This window comes from Bradyrhizobium sp. CB1717 (assembly GCF_029714325.1).
In the GTDB taxonomy this organism is placed as follows: Bacteria; Pseudomonadota; Alphaproteobacteria; order Rhizobiales; family Xanthobacteraceae; genus Bradyrhizobium.
In genome coordinates, this window is record NZ_CP121666.1 from 8,017,013 (window position 1) to 8,033,649 (window position 16,637).

The following is a 16,637-nucleotide window of genomic DNA, read 5'->3' on the forward strand; positions in this document are numbered from 1 at the left end:
CTAGTCGGAGCCCGCGGCTTCCTCTCCCTTGCTGGGAAGCGCCTTCTTGCTGCCGCGGTGCTCCGAAGGCTTTTCGCGGTGGGTGAGATTGTGGGCGGTGTTGACGAGCGCGATGTGAGAAAAGGCTTGCGGGAAGTTTCCGACCAGGCGCCGGCGCGAAATGTCGTATTCTTCCGATAGCAGGCCGACATCGTTGCGAAGCGCGAGAAGCCTCTCGAACAATGCCTTGGCGTGGGCGTCGCGGCCGATCAAATGGTAGGCGTCGGCCAGCCAGAAGCTGCAGGCCAGAAACATCCCCTCCCCCGGCGGAAGACCATCCTTTGTCGCACCCGTATCGTAGCGGCGGACGAAACCGTCCTGGAGCAATTCGCGTTCGATCGCTTGGATCGTCGAAATCACGCGAGGATCCTCTGGTGGCAGAAAGCCGACAGCCGGGATCAGCAACAAGCTCGCGTCGAGCTGCGGCTCGCCGTAGACCTGGACGAAGGTTTTGCGCTCTTTGTCGTAACCCTGCCGGCACACCTCGTCGTGGATCGCGGCACGCTGCGCTTCCCACTCCTCGACCGGGCCCTTCAGGCCGAATTCGGCAGCCGACTTGATAGCCCGATCGTAGGCGACCCACGCCATGATCTTCGAATACGTGAAGTGCTTCGCGCCGCCCCGGACCTCCCATATGCCCTCGTCCGGCTGGCTCCAGATGCTCTTGAGATGGTCGAGCAGCGCGCACTGGACCGCCCAGGCGCGCTTGTTCTCGCGCAGCCCGCCGCGGCGGGCCTGGTAGAGGGCGTCCATCAACTCGCCGTAGACGTCGAGTTGAAGCTGCGTGTGCGCAGCGTTTCCGACCCGGACGGGCTTCGAGTTCTCATATCCGGAAAGCCACGGGACTTCCCGCTCGGTCAGCCTGCGTTCGCCGGTCACCGCGTACATGATCTGGAGTTGCTGCGGACTTCCAGCGACGGCCCGGACGAGCCAATCCCGCCATGCGCGCGCCTCGCCGAAGAATCCCGCGCCCATCAGGGCCAGAAGCGTCAACGTGGCGTCACGAACCCAGCAGAAGCGGTAGTCCCAGTTTCTGGGGCCTCCGATCTGCTCGGGCAGCGAGGTCGTGGCCGCGGCGACGATGCCGCCGCTGGGTCCGAAGGTCAGCGCCTTGAGGGTTATCAGGGATCGCTGGACCGCCTCCGAATATGGCCCTGCCGTCTTGCAGCGGCTGGACCAATCGCGCCAGAAATCCTGCGCCTGTTGCAGTAGCGCAGCGGGATCTTCGGGGGCGGCGGGATCCTGGTAGGAAATCTGATGGGAGAGGACGAAAGCTACGGTTTCGCCGCGCGCGACCGAGAAGGAGCCCACGGTCTTCATGGCTTCGCCGCGCATGGGCACCCCGGTCCTGAGCATCAGCATCGACGCGCCCGCGACCATGCTGACCGCGCCGTCCTCGAGGCGGCTGACCCAAGGTACGCTGGTCCCGTAGTCGAAGCGCGCGACGAGTTCGCTGCGCATCTCGACCTCGCCCCCCAAACCTTCGACGATTCTGACGATCTTCGACAGATCCGTCTTAGGTGGCATGAGATCGATGAGGCGGACGCGACCTTGGTCGGTCGTAAAGATCGTCTCGAGGACCAAGGTGCCCGGGCGGTAGCGTCGCTCGCTGGTCCAACGAGCCTCGGGGCAAACCTTCCAGTATCCGTTCCGCTCATCGCCGAGCAGCTTCGCGAAGCAGCTGTCCGAATCGAAGCGGGGGACGCAGAGCCAATCGATCGAGCCGTCGCGCCCGACCAGAGCCGCAGTCTCACAGTCGCCGATCAGGGCGTAGTCTTCGATTCGAGGCATGCTCGGTGCCAACCGGAAGGTTTGCCCTCCAGTTCCGGGAGATCCCGGCACAAACGCTCATACTTTCGGCTGGTGCCTCAAGACCTGTGGGAACCCGCGAACGCCTTCGCCCGTTCTGACGTCGTCGGAGGTCTCATGATCGACAGACGGAAGAAAAAGCAAGGCGGCACCGCCCACTTCTTCGGCGAGTTTGCTACCCGCATCTCGCAGGCTGCGGGGCGCGCGTCGACCTTCGTGCTCGCGGCCCTGGTGGTGGTCATCTGGGCAGTGACCGGTCCGTTGTTCGGCTACTCGGACACGTGGCAGCTGGTCATCAACACCGGCACCACCATCGTCACCTTCCTGATGGTCTTCCTCATTCAGAATTCCCAGAACCGCGACAGCGCCGCCATGCAGGTCAAGCTCGACGAATTGATCCGCGTCGGGGCGGCGCGAAACTCGCTTGTCGGCATCGAGCATCTCACGGACGAAGAGATCGAAGACCTGCGGAAGAAATGCGAATCGCGCGCCAAAGCGGAAAAGACGGCGAACGAGCGTGTGAAGACGACCGGACGACGGGCCCGCCGCGCCGCCGAGCAGGCGGCTGGTTGATCGCTGCGGCCCCCATACCGCGCAGGGCGTTCGGGCCCCCCCGCAACATCGTACAGGTAGGTCGTCAGGATAGAAGGACGTGGCTCTCGAAACATAGGTGTGCCCTTGGCCGATCACCTGCGCGATGCGGCGACGAAAGCTACGCTCCGATGGGTGTTAGCGGCGTTCTAGCCGGGCATTTGCGTCGCGCGCCGACGCTGAGTTGAACTGCTGCATACCGATTTCTCGAATGGTCAGCTCGGAGAGCGCGACCGCATCGGTCACTCCGCGCTGATGAAGTTCGAGCATCTTCCTTGCAACGATGGCGCAAAAGGGATCGTCGCGATCGACGAGTTCGAGTTTTCGGAGAGCGGCCCTGAAGGCCAACTCCAGAACGTTCTGCTTTTCGGGCGGAATGGGGATGTCTGCGAACGAGCGCGTAATCGGCCTGGTTGTGCTCCACGTGGTGCAGGCGGGAGCGCAATCGGTCTCTCAGCCACCGACGCCTACGGGCAAAGCCTCGGCCGATGATGCTGGAAGTACGTACCTCCGGAACTCGAGAGACGAGTCCTATCTTTCGATAGGACGGTGACGGGCAGGCCGTGGAACTCACGGGCATGGTGGTCGTTGCTTGGCCGCGGCAGCAGCAGTAGCGAGTAGGAGTGCACGTGAACCGACGCCAACTTGTTCGAGGGTCGGCTTTGTTGCCGGCGTTGCTGTTCGCTTCGCGCAGCGGCTTCGCCGCTGCGTCGGACGACGCCTTCGGCCCATCGACGGTTAGGGATCTGGCCCGTGCGATCGCAAGCAAGCCGTTCGAGGCGCCCGACGAGAAGCTGCCCGGCGGGTTGAAGGATCTCGACTACGATCAGTACCGATCGATCCGCTTTTTGCCTGAACGTGCCCTCTGGCGCGGCAAGAATCTCCCGTTCGAAGCGCAGTTCTTCCATCGCGGCTTTTTCTACAAGAACAGGGTGAACATCTTCGAGGTCGCGGACGGAAAGGTCGCCGAGATCAAGTACCGCAAGGCAGACTTTTCCTTCGGCGAGAAGGTTCCGGCGTTCGAGGACGCTGACCTCGGGTTCGCCGGCTTCCGCATCCACGCGCCCTTGAATCGCGCCGACTATTACGACGAGGTCTGCGTCTTCCTGGGCGCGAGCTATTTCCGAGCCGTGGCCAAGGGGCAGACATACGGGCTATCCGCACGGGGGCTCTCAATCGATACGGGCGAGGCCAAGGGCGAGGAATTTCCGCTCTTCAAGGCCTTCTGGCTCGAGCGGCCGGCGCCGGGTGCGACTTCGATGGTCATCCATGCACTGCTCGACAGCAAAAGCTGCGCGGCGAGCTACCGCTTCACCGTCCGGCCCGGGGAGACGACGGTATTCGACGTCGAAATGTCGGTCTATCCGCGGCTCGAATTGCCGCGCGCCGGTCTCGCGCCGATGACCAGCATGTTCTTCTATGGTCCGAACGACCGCAACGATATCGACGACTTCCGGCCCTCCGTCCACGATTCCGACGGTCTCGCGATCTTCAACGGCAAGGGCGAAAGTCTGTGGCGGCCGCTCAGCAATCCCCGCGACCTCCAGATCAGCACTTTCCAAGATCTCAATCCGCGCGGCTTCGGCCTCATGCAGCGGGAGCGAAACTTCTTCGCCTATCAGGACATCGAGTCCAGCTTCGAAAAGCGCCCCAGCCTCTGGGTGGAGCCGATCGGCGATTGGGGCGAGGGCGGCGTCACGCTGTTCGAGATCCCGACCAAAGAGGAGGTTCACGACAACATCGCCGCGTTCTGGCGGCCGAAGAACCCGCTGCAGGCCAAGGGCGAACACAACTACACCTATCGGCTGCATTGGGGGCCGGATAGTCCGAAGCCGCATTCGCTGGCCCGCTTCACGCGGAGCGGGATAGGGGCGCGGGGCGAGGACGCCCGCCTCTTCGTCCTCGATCTTGTCGGCGAGAACCTGAAGGGCATCGATCCGGCCGGCGTCAAAGGCGTGGTGACAGCGGAGAAGTCAGAGCTGAAGAACATCGTCACGCAGCCCAATCCCTACACCGGTGGCTGGCGGCTGAGCTTCCAGTGCCAGGTGAAGGGAGAGCCGATCGAGCTGCGGGCGTTTCTGACCGAGGGCGACAAGCCCTTGTCGGAAGTCTGGGTCTACCGATGGGCACCTTGAACACGGCGCCCCGCCCGGTCGCCGGCGATATTACGAAGCAGCGGCTGTTGCCCGGCGAGTCCCCGCTTCCGATGGCTCCTGGCGACCTCGCAAAAAGCCGGGTCCCCGACCGCGTTCCTGCGGCAGTGGGCCCCGCGATGGCCTGGCGACGCGGCCTCATTCTGCTCGCGACCGCGGCACTCACGGGGGCTGGCGGGTTTGAGATGTATCGCGTGCTGGAGGTCGGCGGCGTCACCGTCCTCGAAGCAATGGTGCTGGTGCTGTTCCTCGTTCTGCTCGCCTGGGTGGCTTTCTCGTTCGCGTCCGCGCTCGTCGGCTTCTTCGTGCTGTTGACCCGTCGTCCGGACGCGGTAGATGCGGAGCTACCTTCGATCGCAAGCCGCACCGCCATGCTGCTTCCTACCTACAACGAAGACCCGCACCGATTGACGGCGCGGCTCCATGCGATCATCGAATCCTTGGAGGCGACCTCTCACGGGGAGCTGTTCGACTGGTATGTTCTGAGCGACAGCACCGATCCGGACATCTGGGTCGCCGAGGAGAAAGCGTTGCTCGCGCTGCGACAGGCTGTCGGGACGTCGCGGCTGTACTATCGTCACCGCGCCGACAACACGGCGCGCAAGGCCGGCAACATTTCCGAGTGGATCACCCGGTTCGGCGCCGTCTACGACTTCATGATCGTGCTCGACGCCGACAGCCTCATGAGCGGACAGACCATCGTCCGGTTGGTCCATGCCATCGAGACCAATCCGACCGCGGGGCTCGTCCAAACCCTCCCCATGGTCGTCAATGCCCGAAGTCTGTTTAGCCGCGTCCAGCAGTTCGCGGGCCGGCTGTACGGGCCGATGATCGCCGCCGGCGTCGCCTGGTGGCACGGCTCGGAAGGCAATTACTGGGGCCACAATGCGATCATCCGGGTGAAGGCGTTCGCGGAAGCGGCGGCGCTGCCGCAGCTTCGGGGGCGCAAGCCGTTCGGAGGGCACATCCTCAGCCATGATTTCGTTGAGGCCGCGCTGATGCGGCGGGCCGGTTGGGGCATCTACATGCTGCCGACCCTCGGCGGAAGCTACGAAGAAGTGCCGCCCTCGCTGCTCGATTTCGCGGCGCGCGATCGGCGGTGGTGCCAGGGCAATCTTCAGCATCTCGCCGTGGTGCCCGCTCGCGGTCTCCACTGGGTGTCGCGCCTGCATTTCATGGTGGGCGTAGGAGCCTATTTGACCGCGCCGCTTTGGCTGCTCTTCCTGCTGCTGGGGATGCTGATCTCGCTGCAGGCTCGGTTCGTGCGCCCGGAGTATTTTCCCAAGGGTTTCTCCCTCTTTCCGACATGGCCGGCCCAGGATCCAGTGCTCGCCATTTGGGTGTTCGTCGCCACGATGGGATTGCTGCTGCTGCCGAAGCTGCTCAGTCTGGCCCTCATTTGGACGCGGGGCTCGGTGAGGCGCCAATTCAGCGGCGCGTTGCGGACCTCGGCTGGGGTTCTAGCCGAGGTTGTCGTATCCGCGCTGATGGCGCCCGTGATGATGATTTTTCAGTCGATCGCGGTCGTCGAGATTCTGGCCGGCCGCGATGCCGGCTGGCAGACGCAAAGGCGCGATGACGGTACGGTGGAGCGCCGGGAGCTGTATCGGAAATACGGAGTCCCGACCTTGTGCGGCGTTGCGATGGCCGCAAGCGCTTACGCTGTTTCGCTACCGCTTCTGCTCTGGATGTCGCCGGTTATCGTCGGGCTGCTGTTCGCGGTGCCTATCGGTGCGCTGACGGCCAAGCCCGCCTCCGGCGAACTGTTTGCCACCCCTGAAGACCGGGAGCCGCCGTCAGTCTTGCGCCGGGCCAACGAATTGAGCGCGGCGGCGGATGTCGGCATCAAACCCGCTCTGATGGCGCTACGCGAAGACTCCGAGTTGCTGGCCTTTCACGTCGCTCAGCTGGCGCCTCCTCGCGCCGTCCGGCCTGACACGGTTGACGCGAACCTGGTGGTCGGGCGCGCCAAGGTCGATGCCAGCGATACTTTCGAGGAGGCCGCCGCGCATCTGTCTTCCCGCGAGGTCTTCTCGATATTGAATGACGCCTCGACGCTCTCGACCGTGCTGCAGAAGCGATGAACGGCACCGAGCGCTTCGCGGACCTCGCTCGGGCTCGATCCAATCCTTGATCGACAATTTCCTGCACGATGTGCGCGCCTCTGTGCTCGCGCCTCCGAGGTCCGGGAATATGTGGCAACTATCCTTCCGGAACCTTGCCATCATTCGCGGGTTCTCGCATGCCGCATCTGGCGGCGAGGAGAACAAGATGAACAAGCTTCTACTGACGACGGCCATGGCCGCGCTGATCTCCACGGGCGCGATGGCGCAGTCGACGGTCGTCACCACCACCGGCACCGGTCACGCGGCCGCCGTGCAGATCGAGCCGGAATACCGCACCAAGATCCGCACCTACGTGACCGAGCACAAGGTTCGTCCGGTCCAGCAGAAGATCGTGGTCGGCCAGCCTGTGCCGCGCGAAGTCGAGCTCGAGGTGGTGCCGGCCGACTGGGGTCCTTCGCTCACCAAGTTCCGCTATGTCTATTCGGGCGAGCGCGTGATGCTGGTTGATCCCTCGACCCGCACGGTCGTCCAGGAAATCGACTAAGCTTTTGGCGGGTCGCTGAACGTAGCGGCCCGCCAAACCGATCCGGCCGCCGCCGATATCTGATTTCTCATTTGCGAATGGCCGTTCATGCCGATCATCCGTTATTTCGTCTTCGTCGGCGGGTTGTTGCTGGCGCTGCTCTTCGCTGCGGATCGGTACTTGCCGGCTCCCGTCGAAGCCGCGGCCGTGGCAGATCCCGACAGGACCACCATCAGGATAAAATCGGCGAGGAGCCTCCCGGAGAGGATCGTCTTCGACACCACCCCGCGCACTGACGTGCCGATCATCGCGCAGACTGATCCGCTCCCTGACGAACCCCGGCAGCAAGTGCGAGAGGCCATGGCCGCGATGCCGGTAGAGCCGCCGGCCGAGGTAAGGAAAGAGGCGCCTATGCGGGCCTCCGCAGCGGCCCGCCCGCATCCGAAGCGCTCGGCAAAGCTGCAGAAACGGACATTAGACAGGCGTCTTGCCTTCGAGCGGCCCGACCCCTTTGCTGGCGGATGGTGGTGACGGGACGCTGGCCCTTTAGCCGCAAGGAAAAGGCCGCGCCTCCGATAGCGCGGCCTTCCTGCATGCGGATCGGCTGCACTCACCAGTGGCGGTGGTGCCGATGCCAGTGATGGCGAACGACCGGATAAGACCCGCGATAGTAGGCGTAGGCCGGACGAACGACGCGGCGATAGCGATAACCGTAGGACACGGGCGCCGTGTAGTAGGTCGTGGTGTAGCCGCCGCCCCAACGATAGGGCTCGTTGTATCCGTAGTCGTAGGCATAGGGGCCGCCATAGTAGCCGGCCCCATAATAGCGGGGGCCACCGTAGTAACCATAGCCAGGTCCCCAGCCATATGCCGAGGAGGCAATACCGCCAATGACGGCGCCCGCAACCAGGCCGCCGGCGATGGCCGGTCCCCACCCACCCCAGCCGCCTCGCCAGTGGGCTTCGGCAGGAGACGTCGTGGCGACCGAGGCCAGACCGAGGGCGCCGACCATCAGCGCCGACATTGCAATCTTCTTCATCCAGCATCCTTTCACGTTGTTCGAACGCCCCGCCGACAACGGAAGAAAATGGCAATGGTTTCGGCGAGCGGGCAATGGATGCTCGGCGCCGGGGCAGCTTCACTCAAGAGCATCGAGCTTGGGCCACAACAGTAAGGTCCAGATTGGGTTCAGTTACTGTTGCGTCGCGGAAGTTCCAGAAGTTTGTCTCGCTGCGCCTGCTTCACGGCCGCGCGTTAACACTGTTGAATTCGCCGCGGATCGCTTCTGCGGTAAGCTAAATCTTCTGTTGGGGGTTCCCATGTTCGATCCGACAACGACGGCGCTTTTGCGCGCCGTATTCGATGAAGTCTGCGAAGACGTCTCCCGTCATGAAACGGAGGCACGCACCCACGTGGCTTCAAGGATCCTGGAAGCGGCAAACAATGGCGACATCTCGCCGGAGAGGCTGAAGCAAGTGGGACGCGAGGCCCTCCACGACGCGCCGACGATGTGGCGATAGGCGGAGCAAGGCGGGGTGAACTTCCAGGTCACCGTGCTCAAGATCCTGGTGAGCTATCCCGATGGATTCGCCGTCATGGCGGACCTCAAGCGCGACATGGCGATCCTGGCGACGAGCGGGCGGGACTGGTCCGATCGGACCAAGCGTCTCGCCGCTCGCGTTTCGGAGCTCGATATCTTCTCGCATGGCTTGGTCGAGCGTCTGAACGGCGGATGGCGCATCACCGAGAAGGGTCGTGCGGTGCTCGAACTGATGGAAGCAAAGCCTGCCGAGATGCGGACGGAGAGCGTTGCGCCCGCCGTGGAGCCGCCGGCTTCAGACCCAGCGGCGTCTCCACCTCTTGCCGCCAGGCGCTCCGGCCGAAGCCAGCGCCTGCAGCGCCGTCGTGCGGCACGCGAGCGGGCCCCCGCCAAAGCGTGCTGAACGGGCGCCTTGTACGGACGAAGCGGATGACCGGGAAAAACCGGAAACTTTGCCGACAGTCTTGAGTTGCCAGCGATCGGGATCGGTCACCGGGAGCGAAAAGATGGTCGACGATGTCATCTTGAAAAATGCCACGGAGACCGTCTGGACGGTGTATCAGGCACGGCACCCCGGTGTCGACGCTCATGATGGCCGACGCTGTCTCATGGAGCGCCACCTGCATCGGAGATGGGAAGAGCGACAGAGCGACACTGAGGAACTCGCCACCTTCGGGTTAGCTTACCTGCACCGGCTTCCCAGAGACGAATGTTGACGTGCATGAAAGTGCTCGTCGCACGCGCAGCCATCGGAAGCACAAGGCCCGGCTGGACGCTGCTCGGAATTTCGTTTCTCATCTCCGCGGTCGTCGTTATCGGCTTGCGTATCGTGTTCGGTGCGTGACGATGCGGATAGCCCAGCTTGCACCATTGGCTGAGAGCGTTCCTCCGAAGCTCTATGGTGGCACGGAGCGAGTGGTCGCCTGGCTGGTGGACGAACTTGTCGAACTCGGACACGACGTCACCCTGTTCGCAAGCGGGGATTCGAGGACGAAGGGTAAGCTCCATGCGGTTTGGCCGCGCGCGCTGCGCCTGGGGCGGCGGGGCGTCGATCCGAACGCCGCCTGCGCGCTGCTCATCGAAGCCGTCGCCGAGCGCGCGCGCGACTTCGACGTCATCCACTCCCATGTCGATTGGCTGCCGCTGCCGGTCCTGAGGCGGACCGGCGTGCCCTTTCTGACGACCATGCACGGGCGGCTCGACCTTCCGGGCTTGGCGGATGTGATCGGCGATTTTCCGGAGGCCCCCTTCGTCTCCATCTCCGCCAACCAGCGCCGCCCGATTCCTGACGCGAACTGGATCGCGACGATCCACCATGGGCTTCCCAAGGACCAGTTTCGAGCATCGTTCGAGAGCGGTTCGTACCTGGCTTTTCTCGGACGGCTGACGGCGGAAAAAGGACCGGAAGATGCGATACACATCGCCCGCGCGATCGGGATGCCGCTGCGGATCGCGGCCAAGATACCCCGGGCGGAGACGGCGTATTTCAAGAAGAGGCTGGAGCCCGAGATCGATGGCGAGCAAATCAAACTCGTCGGCGAAGTGGACGAAGCCCGCAAGGAGCCTTTCCTGGCCGGGGCCGCCGCGCTCCTGTTTCCGATCGATTGGCCGGAGCCATTCGGACTCGTCATGATCGAGGCGATGGCATGCGGTACGCCCGTGATCGCGTACCGCTCCGGATCGGTGCCGGAAGTCGTCGAGGACGGGATCACCGGCTTCATCGTCGACGGCGAGGCGCAGGCGATCGAAGCGGTCAAGAAAGTCGACCGGCTGGATCGGAGCAGGATTCGCGCCCGCTTCGAGGAGCGTTTCGCGGCTAGTCGCATGGCGCGGGAGTACGAAGACAAGTATCGCGAGCTGGTCGACGGCGCGGAAGCCGCGGCCCCTATCGTTAAGAGAGCATCGGCCAAATGAAAGGACAGCATATGTGGTCTCGGGCGGTAAACTTGTCGCTGGTTTTGGTCGCGGTGCTCGCCGCTGGTCAGGCCTCGAGCGCCGAATTGAACCCGGACGCGATCAATTCGGCCGAGCCATCGAAGAAGTCGCTATCCAAGGACAAAGCGACGCCCGCGGGCGTCCGGCTGCAGGTGCTGCTCGATAGGGCGCACTTTTCGCCGGGCGAGATCGACGGCAAGTTCGGAGAGAACGCGAGAAAGGCCTTGCGCGCGCACGCGGAGGCACAGCAGCTGCCAAGTGCCGATCGGCCGACGGAGGAAGCGTGGAAGGCGTTACGGGCCGACGAGCGGCCAGTCACCTCCGATTACACGATCAGCGAGAAGGACGTGGCTGGTCCCTTCCTTGAAAAGCTTCCTTCGAAGATGGAGGACATGAAAGACATTCCGAAACTCGGCTACACCAGTCCTCGAGAGGCCATCGCCGAGAAGTTCCACATGAGCGAGCAGCTACTCTCAGCACTCAACCCCGGTAAGAAGTTCGATCGCGCTGGCGAATCCATCGTCGTGGTGGATACTGGCGTCGGAGAGAGCGGTGAGCCGCCGAAAGCAGACAGGATCGAAGTGGACAAGACGCGGCAGACCGTGAAGCTGTACGACAAGTCGAACGCCCTGATCGGCTTCTATCCGGCGACCGTCGGAAGCGAAGAGAAGCCCTCCCCATCGGGTACGCTCAAGGTGACCGAGGTCAGCCGCAATCCGACCTATCGTTACAACCCGGACTACCACTTCAAGGGCGTGCGTTCCGACAAGCCGTTCACGATCAAGCCCGGCCCCAACAATCCCGTCGGGACCATATGGATCAGCTTGTCGGCCGAAGGATACGGAATCCATGGCACGCCGGAGCCTGGAAAGGTCTCGAAGGCGGAATCCCACGGTTGCGTGCGCCTTACCAATTGGGATGCCGAGCGTGCCGCTGCGAGCGTTGTGAAAGGCACGCCTGTGGAATTCATCGCCGACCGTCGTTGAGGTATGGCGGGCGCTATTCATCTAGATAAACGTCGGTTCACGTGCTCGACCTCCGCGCAGTGGCAGCGCCGACCCGCCGAAGCGCGCTGGAGGCGCATGGTCAAGGAACGATTGCACCCTCGCTCGGTTGCCCGGTGGCGGACCCTCGCAAAGCGAGGAGGCTTGGACTTGTGTCAGCCCGTCCGGAAAGCAATCGAACATAGAGGAGGAGATTTCGATGATGAAGAGAGTGAAGAGTAAGTTTCTGGTCACGACGGCGGTGCTGCTTGCGGGCGTGGGCTTTGCCTCGGCGCAAGGCGTGAGCGGTGCGGGTGGCGCCGGCGGTGCAGCGAGCGAAAAGGGAATGTCGGCGGCCGGACAATCCGGAGGTGCGGCCAGCAGGGAAGGCGCTTTCCACAACGAGGGTGCGACGCAGGGCCGCGGGGCGGAATCCCGCGAGAGCGGTAGGGCTGAAGGCTCTTCTGCACGCGGCAGCGAGTCCAACCGCGCGCAACGCGACGAGTCGGGCACGCAAGAACGTGGCCGCGCCGAGGGCCAGCGCGACAGCAGCAAGGGTCAGACGGCGGGTCAGGGGCGCGACTCCGATCGAGACAACGCGCGGCAGTCTCAGGACTCCAGCAAGGAGCGCGACAGCAGCAAGGAGCGCGCGCAGCAACACGGTCAAAAGGACAAGGACCAGGCGGCCGGTCACAGCAAGTCCGAGCGCGACAATACGCAGCGGACGGATGACCGCACGCAGGACAAGGGCAAGGCGGACAACAAGGCCGACAACAAGGCCGGCGGTCAGCAGAGCGGATCGGGCCAGAGCGCTCAGGACCGCAATTCCAGCACCGGCACAAACCAGAGCGCTGCGCAGGGCCAGACCAACACGCAGGATCAGACCCGGACGGCGGCCGACGGTCAGATCCAGACCCAGAGCGGCAAGAACGTGACGGCGCAGCAGCGCACGACGCTGCAGCAGTCGGTCTTGCAGGCCGGCAACGTTCCGCATGTCAACGCGAGCTCGATCAACTTCCAGGTTCGCGCCGGCATCTCGGTCCCCTCGAGCGTTACCATAGCCTCGGTCTCGACCTACCCAGCGCTGATCGACGTCTTCCCGGCCTACCGCGACGACAGCTTCTTCGTCGTGGAGGACGAGGTCGTGATCGTCGACCGAGACCGTCGCATCGTCGACGTGGTCCCTGTCGGTCCGCGCGCACGCTTCGCCGGGGCCAGCCATGGTGGCGGCGCAAGCAGCGGAGCCAGCACCATGGCGGTGGTCGATCTTCCGCCGGACGACATCCGCGTCATCCAGCGCGTGCTGATCGAGCGTGGCCTGCTGCATGGCGAAGCCGATGGCATCTGGGGCCCGGAGACCCGCGAGGCCATCACTGTCTACCAGCGTCAGCAAGGCATCGCCGTGACCGGCAGCATCGACATGCGCACCGTGTCGTCGCTTGGCGTCTCCGGCCGGCTAAGCCAGCAGGCGAGCCAGACTATCCAGTCGCAGTCTTCGTCGACCGGCGCTCAGAATTCGCCCGGTACCCAGACCTCCACCGGCACCCAGCCCCCCGCGGGTCAGGGCCAGACAGGGTCCGGCACCGCTCAGAATCAGACGGGCCAGCTGTCGAACCAGCAGAACGCGACTGGTCAGACGGCCAACCAGAATTCCGGTCAGGCGCAGAACCAGCCGTCGTCGACCACCGGGCAGGGCAGACCCAGTCAATCGAGCACGACAGGGCAGTCCCCCTCGCAAGGTGGAAGCTCGTCCACATCCAGCCAGCCGAGCGCAAACCAGCCGAGCGCAAATCAGAGCACGTCGCCCGGAGCGCCGTCGGGGGCCGGTTCGAGCAAATAAATGCCTGTACCGGCAGACAAATTCGAGGAGCTCCGCTTAGGCGGGGCTCCATTTGCTTGCGGACTAGTTTGCTCCGCTTCCGAAGACGCTTGTCGTGACGCTCTTTCATGCGGCGACAAGGCTGCCCGAGCGGCCGCTCGCGAGCGCGAGCGGCGATGAATCGTTCAGGAATATGTCGATGATCTCAGAGACCTGCTTGAGAAGATGGAACGCGCTTGGTCGAATTGACCGGCCGCAACACCGCCTCACAGTGCGGTCTGTGCCTGCGAACCAGGTTCCCCTTGCCGAGTTGCCCTGGCGTCGCTCCGACATCGCCCCACCGGCCGTTCCAGCTCTGGAACGAAACGCGATGTGTGCATTTGTAACATAGCAGGCAAAGCAGGGGCGCGTGGTGGCGGAACTTCCAATCGTCCTGGTCATCGAAGACGAGGACGCTATCCAAGCTATCGTTGATGATGCCCTGACCGAGGGTGGTTTCGAAATCGCTACCGTGAAGACGGGCGAGGAAGCCGTCACGCTTCTGAAGGGCGGCCTTGTGCCCTATCGCGCTCTCGTCACTGACGTCAACTTGCTCGGACGACTGGATGGTTGGGCCGTCGCAAGAGCTGCGAGGGAGATCGATCCGCATTTTCCCGTGGTTTACATGACGGGCGGGGCCGCCGATAAATGGCCCGTACTCGGTGTACCAAACAGCATTCTGCTTCAGAAACCATTCGCGCCGGCGCAAGTGGTTGCGGCTGTTTCCCAGCTCCTAAACGCAGGCTCACAGCAGACGGGGCCCGCCTGAGGTCGCGAAGTGCCTGCTTCAGTTCTCCTCGTCGAAGATGAAGCTCTTATTCGCCTGATGTTGGTCGACATGATCGAAGAGGCCGGGCATTCGGTCGTCGCAGAAGCGGGCGATATCAAGAACGGCGTCGCGTTGGCTAGTAAAGCCGAGTTCGATCTCGCGATCCTGGACATTAACGTCGGCGGCGACACAGTAGAACCTGTTGCCTCGGCCGTTGCCGAGCGAGGCAAGCCTTTCTTCTTCGTCAGCGGTTATGGATCGTCGGGCGTGCCGGATGCATTCACGGGCATAAAGGTTGTGACAAAGCCCTGCTTGGTCACAGAACTACGGTCCGCTATTGATAAAGCGCTGGCGCAAACGTCAAGCAACTAAGATAGCGCTCGCTATCCCCAATGGTGAAGCGCCCTGTGTGAGTCTGCTAAGGGTCAAAAGCGCCGGTTTGAACGGCGCCGTGCCACTTCCGGTTTGCCCGGATCAGCAGACCATATTTGAGCCAATCAGAACTTCGCCATCGGGCCACAAGCAAAACAAGCGGCCCACTTTGTAATTCGAATATTCTAGAAATAACGTTTGACAGAATATCGCGACAAGCTCATTATCGGAGCATGAAGATAGATGATGCGGCGGCACGCTTGGTAGCTCTGGGCAATCCGACCCGGCTGAAGATCTATCGGACGCTCGTTCGCGCCGGCCATGCGGGCCTGCCGGTCGGACGACTGCAGGAGAGGCTGAAGATCCCGGCCTCCACGCTGTCCCATCATGTGAAGGGTCTGGTTGCCGTCGGCCTGGTGAATCAAGTTCGCGAAGGCACGACCTTGGTCTGCCACGCCGAGTACGACACCATGCGCGGGCTGGTCGATTTCCTGGTCGCCGAATGCTGCGACGAAGAAGCCGAGTGCGGCGCTGCGTCCAGGCCCGCGGCGTAGATTTTTTTGCCGTATTTTTCGATAGTGCTAGAACAATAGGAGGAAAGATGAGCGTCGGTGCAAAGACGGTGGCGATCATCGGATCCGGACCGGTCGGCCTTGCGGCCGCGGCTCACGTCCTCGAACGTGGCATGATGCCGATCGTGCTGGAGGCAGGCCCCGAGGCGGGCCATTCGGTCAGGCAGTGGCAGCACGTCCAGCTCTTCTCGCCCTGGCAGTACAACGTCGATACGGCGGCCGCGCGCCTGCTGGCGCCGACCGGCTGGAATTCGCCGGACCCTCAAGTCTATCCGACCGGCGGGGAGTTCGTCGAACAATACATCGAGACGCTTGCGACGCGGACCGTGCTGCGGGACGTGATCCGGACGAACAGCCGCGTCACGGCGGTCGGGCGCGTCGGCTTCGACAAGGCGAAGACGAAGGGGCGCGAAGCCGCCCCCTTCGAGATCCGGTATCAGAATGGCAAGGGCCCTGAGGCGCTGCGCGCCGACGCCGTGATCGACGCATCCGGCACCTGGGCCTCGCCGAATCCGGCCGGCGCCGGCGGACTGCCGGCCATCGGCGAGCGCGAGGCCGCATCGCGGATCGCCTACGGCATGCCGGATGTGCTGGGCAAGGATCGCAGCCGGTACGCGGGGAAGACCGTCGCGGTGCTCGGCGGCGGGCACTCGGCCATCGGCACGCTGACCGATTTGGTCGCCCTCGCGCAGGAAGATCCCGGCACGCGGCCCATCTGGGTCCTCCGCAGCGGCGATCCCGAAAAGAGTTTCGGTGGCGGCGCGAACGACAAGCTGTCAGCCCGCGGCGAGCTGGGTGCGCACTTCGCAGCCCTCGTCGCTTCGGGGCAGGTCCAGGTCGAGGCCGTCTTTCCGGTCGCCGCCATCGCGCAGGCAGATGGCCGGCTCCGGATCGCGACCTCGTCGGCCTGCGGCGGACGCAGCATTGTCGCCGACGAGCTAGTGGTAGCGACGGGTTTTCGGCCCGATTTCGGCTTCTTGAGCGAGATCCGGCTGCGGCTCGATCCGGCGATCGACGCGCCGGTCGCGCTGGCGCCGCTGATCGATCCGAACGAGCACTCCTGCGGTACCGTGCGCCCGCACGGCGCGCGCGAGCTTGAACAGGACGACCGGGGCTTCTACTTGGCCGGCATGAAAGCTTACGGACGCGCCCCGACGTTCCTGATGATGACGGGCTACGAACAGGTCCGCTCGATCGCGGCCGACATCGCCGGCGACAAGGAAGCTGCTGCGCGGGTCGAGCTTGAATTGCCGGAGACCGGGGTGTGCACGCGCGGCGGGGTAGAGAGCGGCGCCGGTGCATCCGGATGCTGCGGCGGTCCCGCGAAGCAGGATGCGAGCGCGTGCTGCGCGGCGGATGAGAGCGCGAAGAAGGCAGGCGGTGCCGGCTGCGGATGTTCGTAGCCGGGCGGAAGGGCAGATGAACGC

The 16,637-nt window shown here is 63.8% G+C and carries 17 protein-coding genes; 14 read left to right on the plus strand and 3 right to left on the minus strand.

The genetic code is table 11. From position 1 onward, the window contains the following. Positions 1 to 1,830, minus strand: a complete 1,830-nt coding sequence (locus tag QA649_RS37150; RefSeq protein WP_283021486.1) for a glycoside hydrolase family 15 protein — start codon at positions 1,828 to 1,830, stop codon at positions 1 to 3. Between the two features lie 135 nt (positions 1,831 to 1,965). Between QA649_RS37150 and QA649_RS37155 the strand changes: the two genes are divergently transcribed. After that, positions 1,966 to 2,421 (plus strand): low affinity iron permease family protein, encoded by a 456-nt coding sequence (locus tag QA649_RS37155; RefSeq protein ID WP_283021487.1) that lies wholly within the window; start codon positions 1,966 to 1,968, stop codon positions 2,419 to 2,421. 156 nt (positions 2,422 to 2,577) lie between these two features. Here QA649_RS37155 and QA649_RS37160 read toward each other — a convergent pair whose 3' ends face one another. Next, positions 2,578 to 2,787 carry a hypothetical protein gene (locus QA649_RS37160; RefSeq protein ID WP_283021488.1) on the minus strand — a complete coding sequence of 70 codons (210 nt, stop codon included), beginning with the start codon at positions 2,785 to 2,787 and terminating at the stop codon, positions 2,578 to 2,580. Between the two features lie 281 nt (positions 2,788 to 3,068). Between QA649_RS37160 and QA649_RS37165 the strand changes: the two genes are divergently transcribed. The 4 genes from QA649_RS37165 (at position 3,069) to QA649_RS37180 (ending at position 7,712) form a co-directional block, all read left to right on the plus strand. Beyond that, on the plus strand, positions 3,069 to 4,574 hold the full coding sequence (locus QA649_RS37165; RefSeq protein WP_283021489.1) for a glucan biosynthesis protein G: 1,506 nt from the start codon (positions 3,069 to 3,071) through the stop codon (positions 4,572 to 4,574). Beyond that, the gene (gene mdoH / locus QA649_RS37170; protein WP_283021490.1) at positions 4,562 to 6,676 is read left to right on the plus strand and encodes a glucans biosynthesis glucosyltransferase MdoH; all 2,115 of its coding nucleotides are present in this window, start codon (positions 4,562 to 4,564) and stop codon (positions 6,674 to 6,676) included. Before QA649_RS37165 ends, mdoH begins: the two co-directional genes overlap by 13 nt. A gap of 187 nt (positions 6,677 to 6,863) precedes the next feature. Next, positions 6,864 to 7,202 carry a DUF1236 domain-containing protein gene (locus tag QA649_RS37175; RefSeq protein ID WP_283021491.1) on the plus strand — a complete coding sequence of 113 codons (339 nt, stop codon included), beginning with the start codon at positions 6,864 to 6,866 and terminating at the stop codon, positions 7,200 to 7,202. 87 nt (positions 7,203 to 7,289) lie between these two features. Continuing rightward, positions 7,290 to 7,712, plus strand: a complete 423-nt coding sequence (locus QA649_RS37180; protein ID WP_283021492.1) for a hypothetical protein — start codon at positions 7,290 to 7,292, stop codon at positions 7,710 to 7,712. Positions 7,713 to 7,791: 79 nt separating this feature from the next. Here QA649_RS37180 and QA649_RS37185 read toward each other — a convergent pair whose 3' ends face one another. Beyond that, a complete protein-coding gene (locus QA649_RS37185; RefSeq protein ID WP_283021493.1) occupies positions 7,792 to 8,220 on the minus strand; it encodes a hypothetical protein in 429 nt (142 codons plus the stop codon). A gap of 280 nt (positions 8,221 to 8,500) precedes the next feature. Here QA649_RS37185 and QA649_RS37190 point away from each other — a divergent pair, with 280 nt between their 5' ends. From QA649_RS37190 to QA649_RS37230, 9 genes are all read left to right on the plus strand, one after another. Beyond that, the gene (locus QA649_RS37190) at positions 8,501 to 8,701 is read left to right on the plus strand and encodes a hypothetical protein (RefSeq protein WP_283021494.1); all 201 of its coding nucleotides are present in this window, start codon (positions 8,501 to 8,503) and stop codon (positions 8,699 to 8,701) included. 15 nt (positions 8,702 to 8,716) lie between these two features. After that, positions 8,717 to 9,124 carry a hypothetical protein gene (locus QA649_RS37195; protein WP_283021495.1) on the plus strand — a complete coding sequence of 136 codons (408 nt, stop codon included), beginning with the start codon at positions 8,717 to 8,719 and terminating at the stop codon, positions 9,122 to 9,124. A gap of 443 nt (positions 9,125 to 9,567) precedes the next feature. Continuing rightward, positions 9,568 to 10,635, plus strand: a complete 1,068-nt coding sequence (locus QA649_RS37200) for a glycosyltransferase family 4 protein (protein WP_283021496.1) — start codon at positions 9,568 to 9,570, stop codon at positions 10,633 to 10,635. Between the two features lie 11 nt (positions 10,636 to 10,646). After that, positions 10,647 to 11,642, plus strand: coding sequence for a L,D-transpeptidase family protein (locus QA649_RS37205; RefSeq protein WP_283026185.1), 996 nt, complete (start codon positions 10,647 to 10,649; stop codon positions 11,640 to 11,642). 217 nt (positions 11,643 to 11,859) lie between these two features. Further along, entirely contained in the window at positions 11,860 to 13,479 is a 1,620-nt protein-coding gene (locus QA649_RS37210; protein WP_283021497.1) for a peptidoglycan-binding protein, read from the plus strand. A 391-nt stretch (positions 13,480 to 13,870) separates the two neighbouring features. Continuing rightward, positions 13,871 to 14,266, plus strand: coding sequence for a response regulator (locus QA649_RS37215; protein ID WP_283026186.1), 396 nt, complete (start codon positions 13,871 to 13,873; stop codon positions 14,264 to 14,266). 9 nt (positions 14,267 to 14,275) lie between these two features. Continuing rightward, a complete protein-coding gene (locus QA649_RS37220; RefSeq protein ID WP_283021498.1) occupies positions 14,276 to 14,638 on the plus strand; it encodes a response regulator in 363 nt (120 codons plus the stop codon). Between the two features lie 233 nt (positions 14,639 to 14,871). After that, entirely contained in the window at positions 14,872 to 15,192 is a 321-nt protein-coding gene (locus QA649_RS37225; RefSeq protein ID WP_283021499.1) for a metalloregulator ArsR/SmtB family transcription factor, read from the plus strand. Between the two features lie 47 nt (positions 15,193 to 15,239). Next, complete coding sequence (locus QA649_RS37230) at positions 15,240 to 16,613, plus strand: NAD(P)-binding domain-containing protein (RefSeq protein WP_283021500.1); 1,374 nt, start codon at positions 15,240 to 15,242, stop codon at positions 16,611 to 16,613. The last annotated feature ends 24 nt before the right edge of the window (positions 16,614 to 16,637 follow it).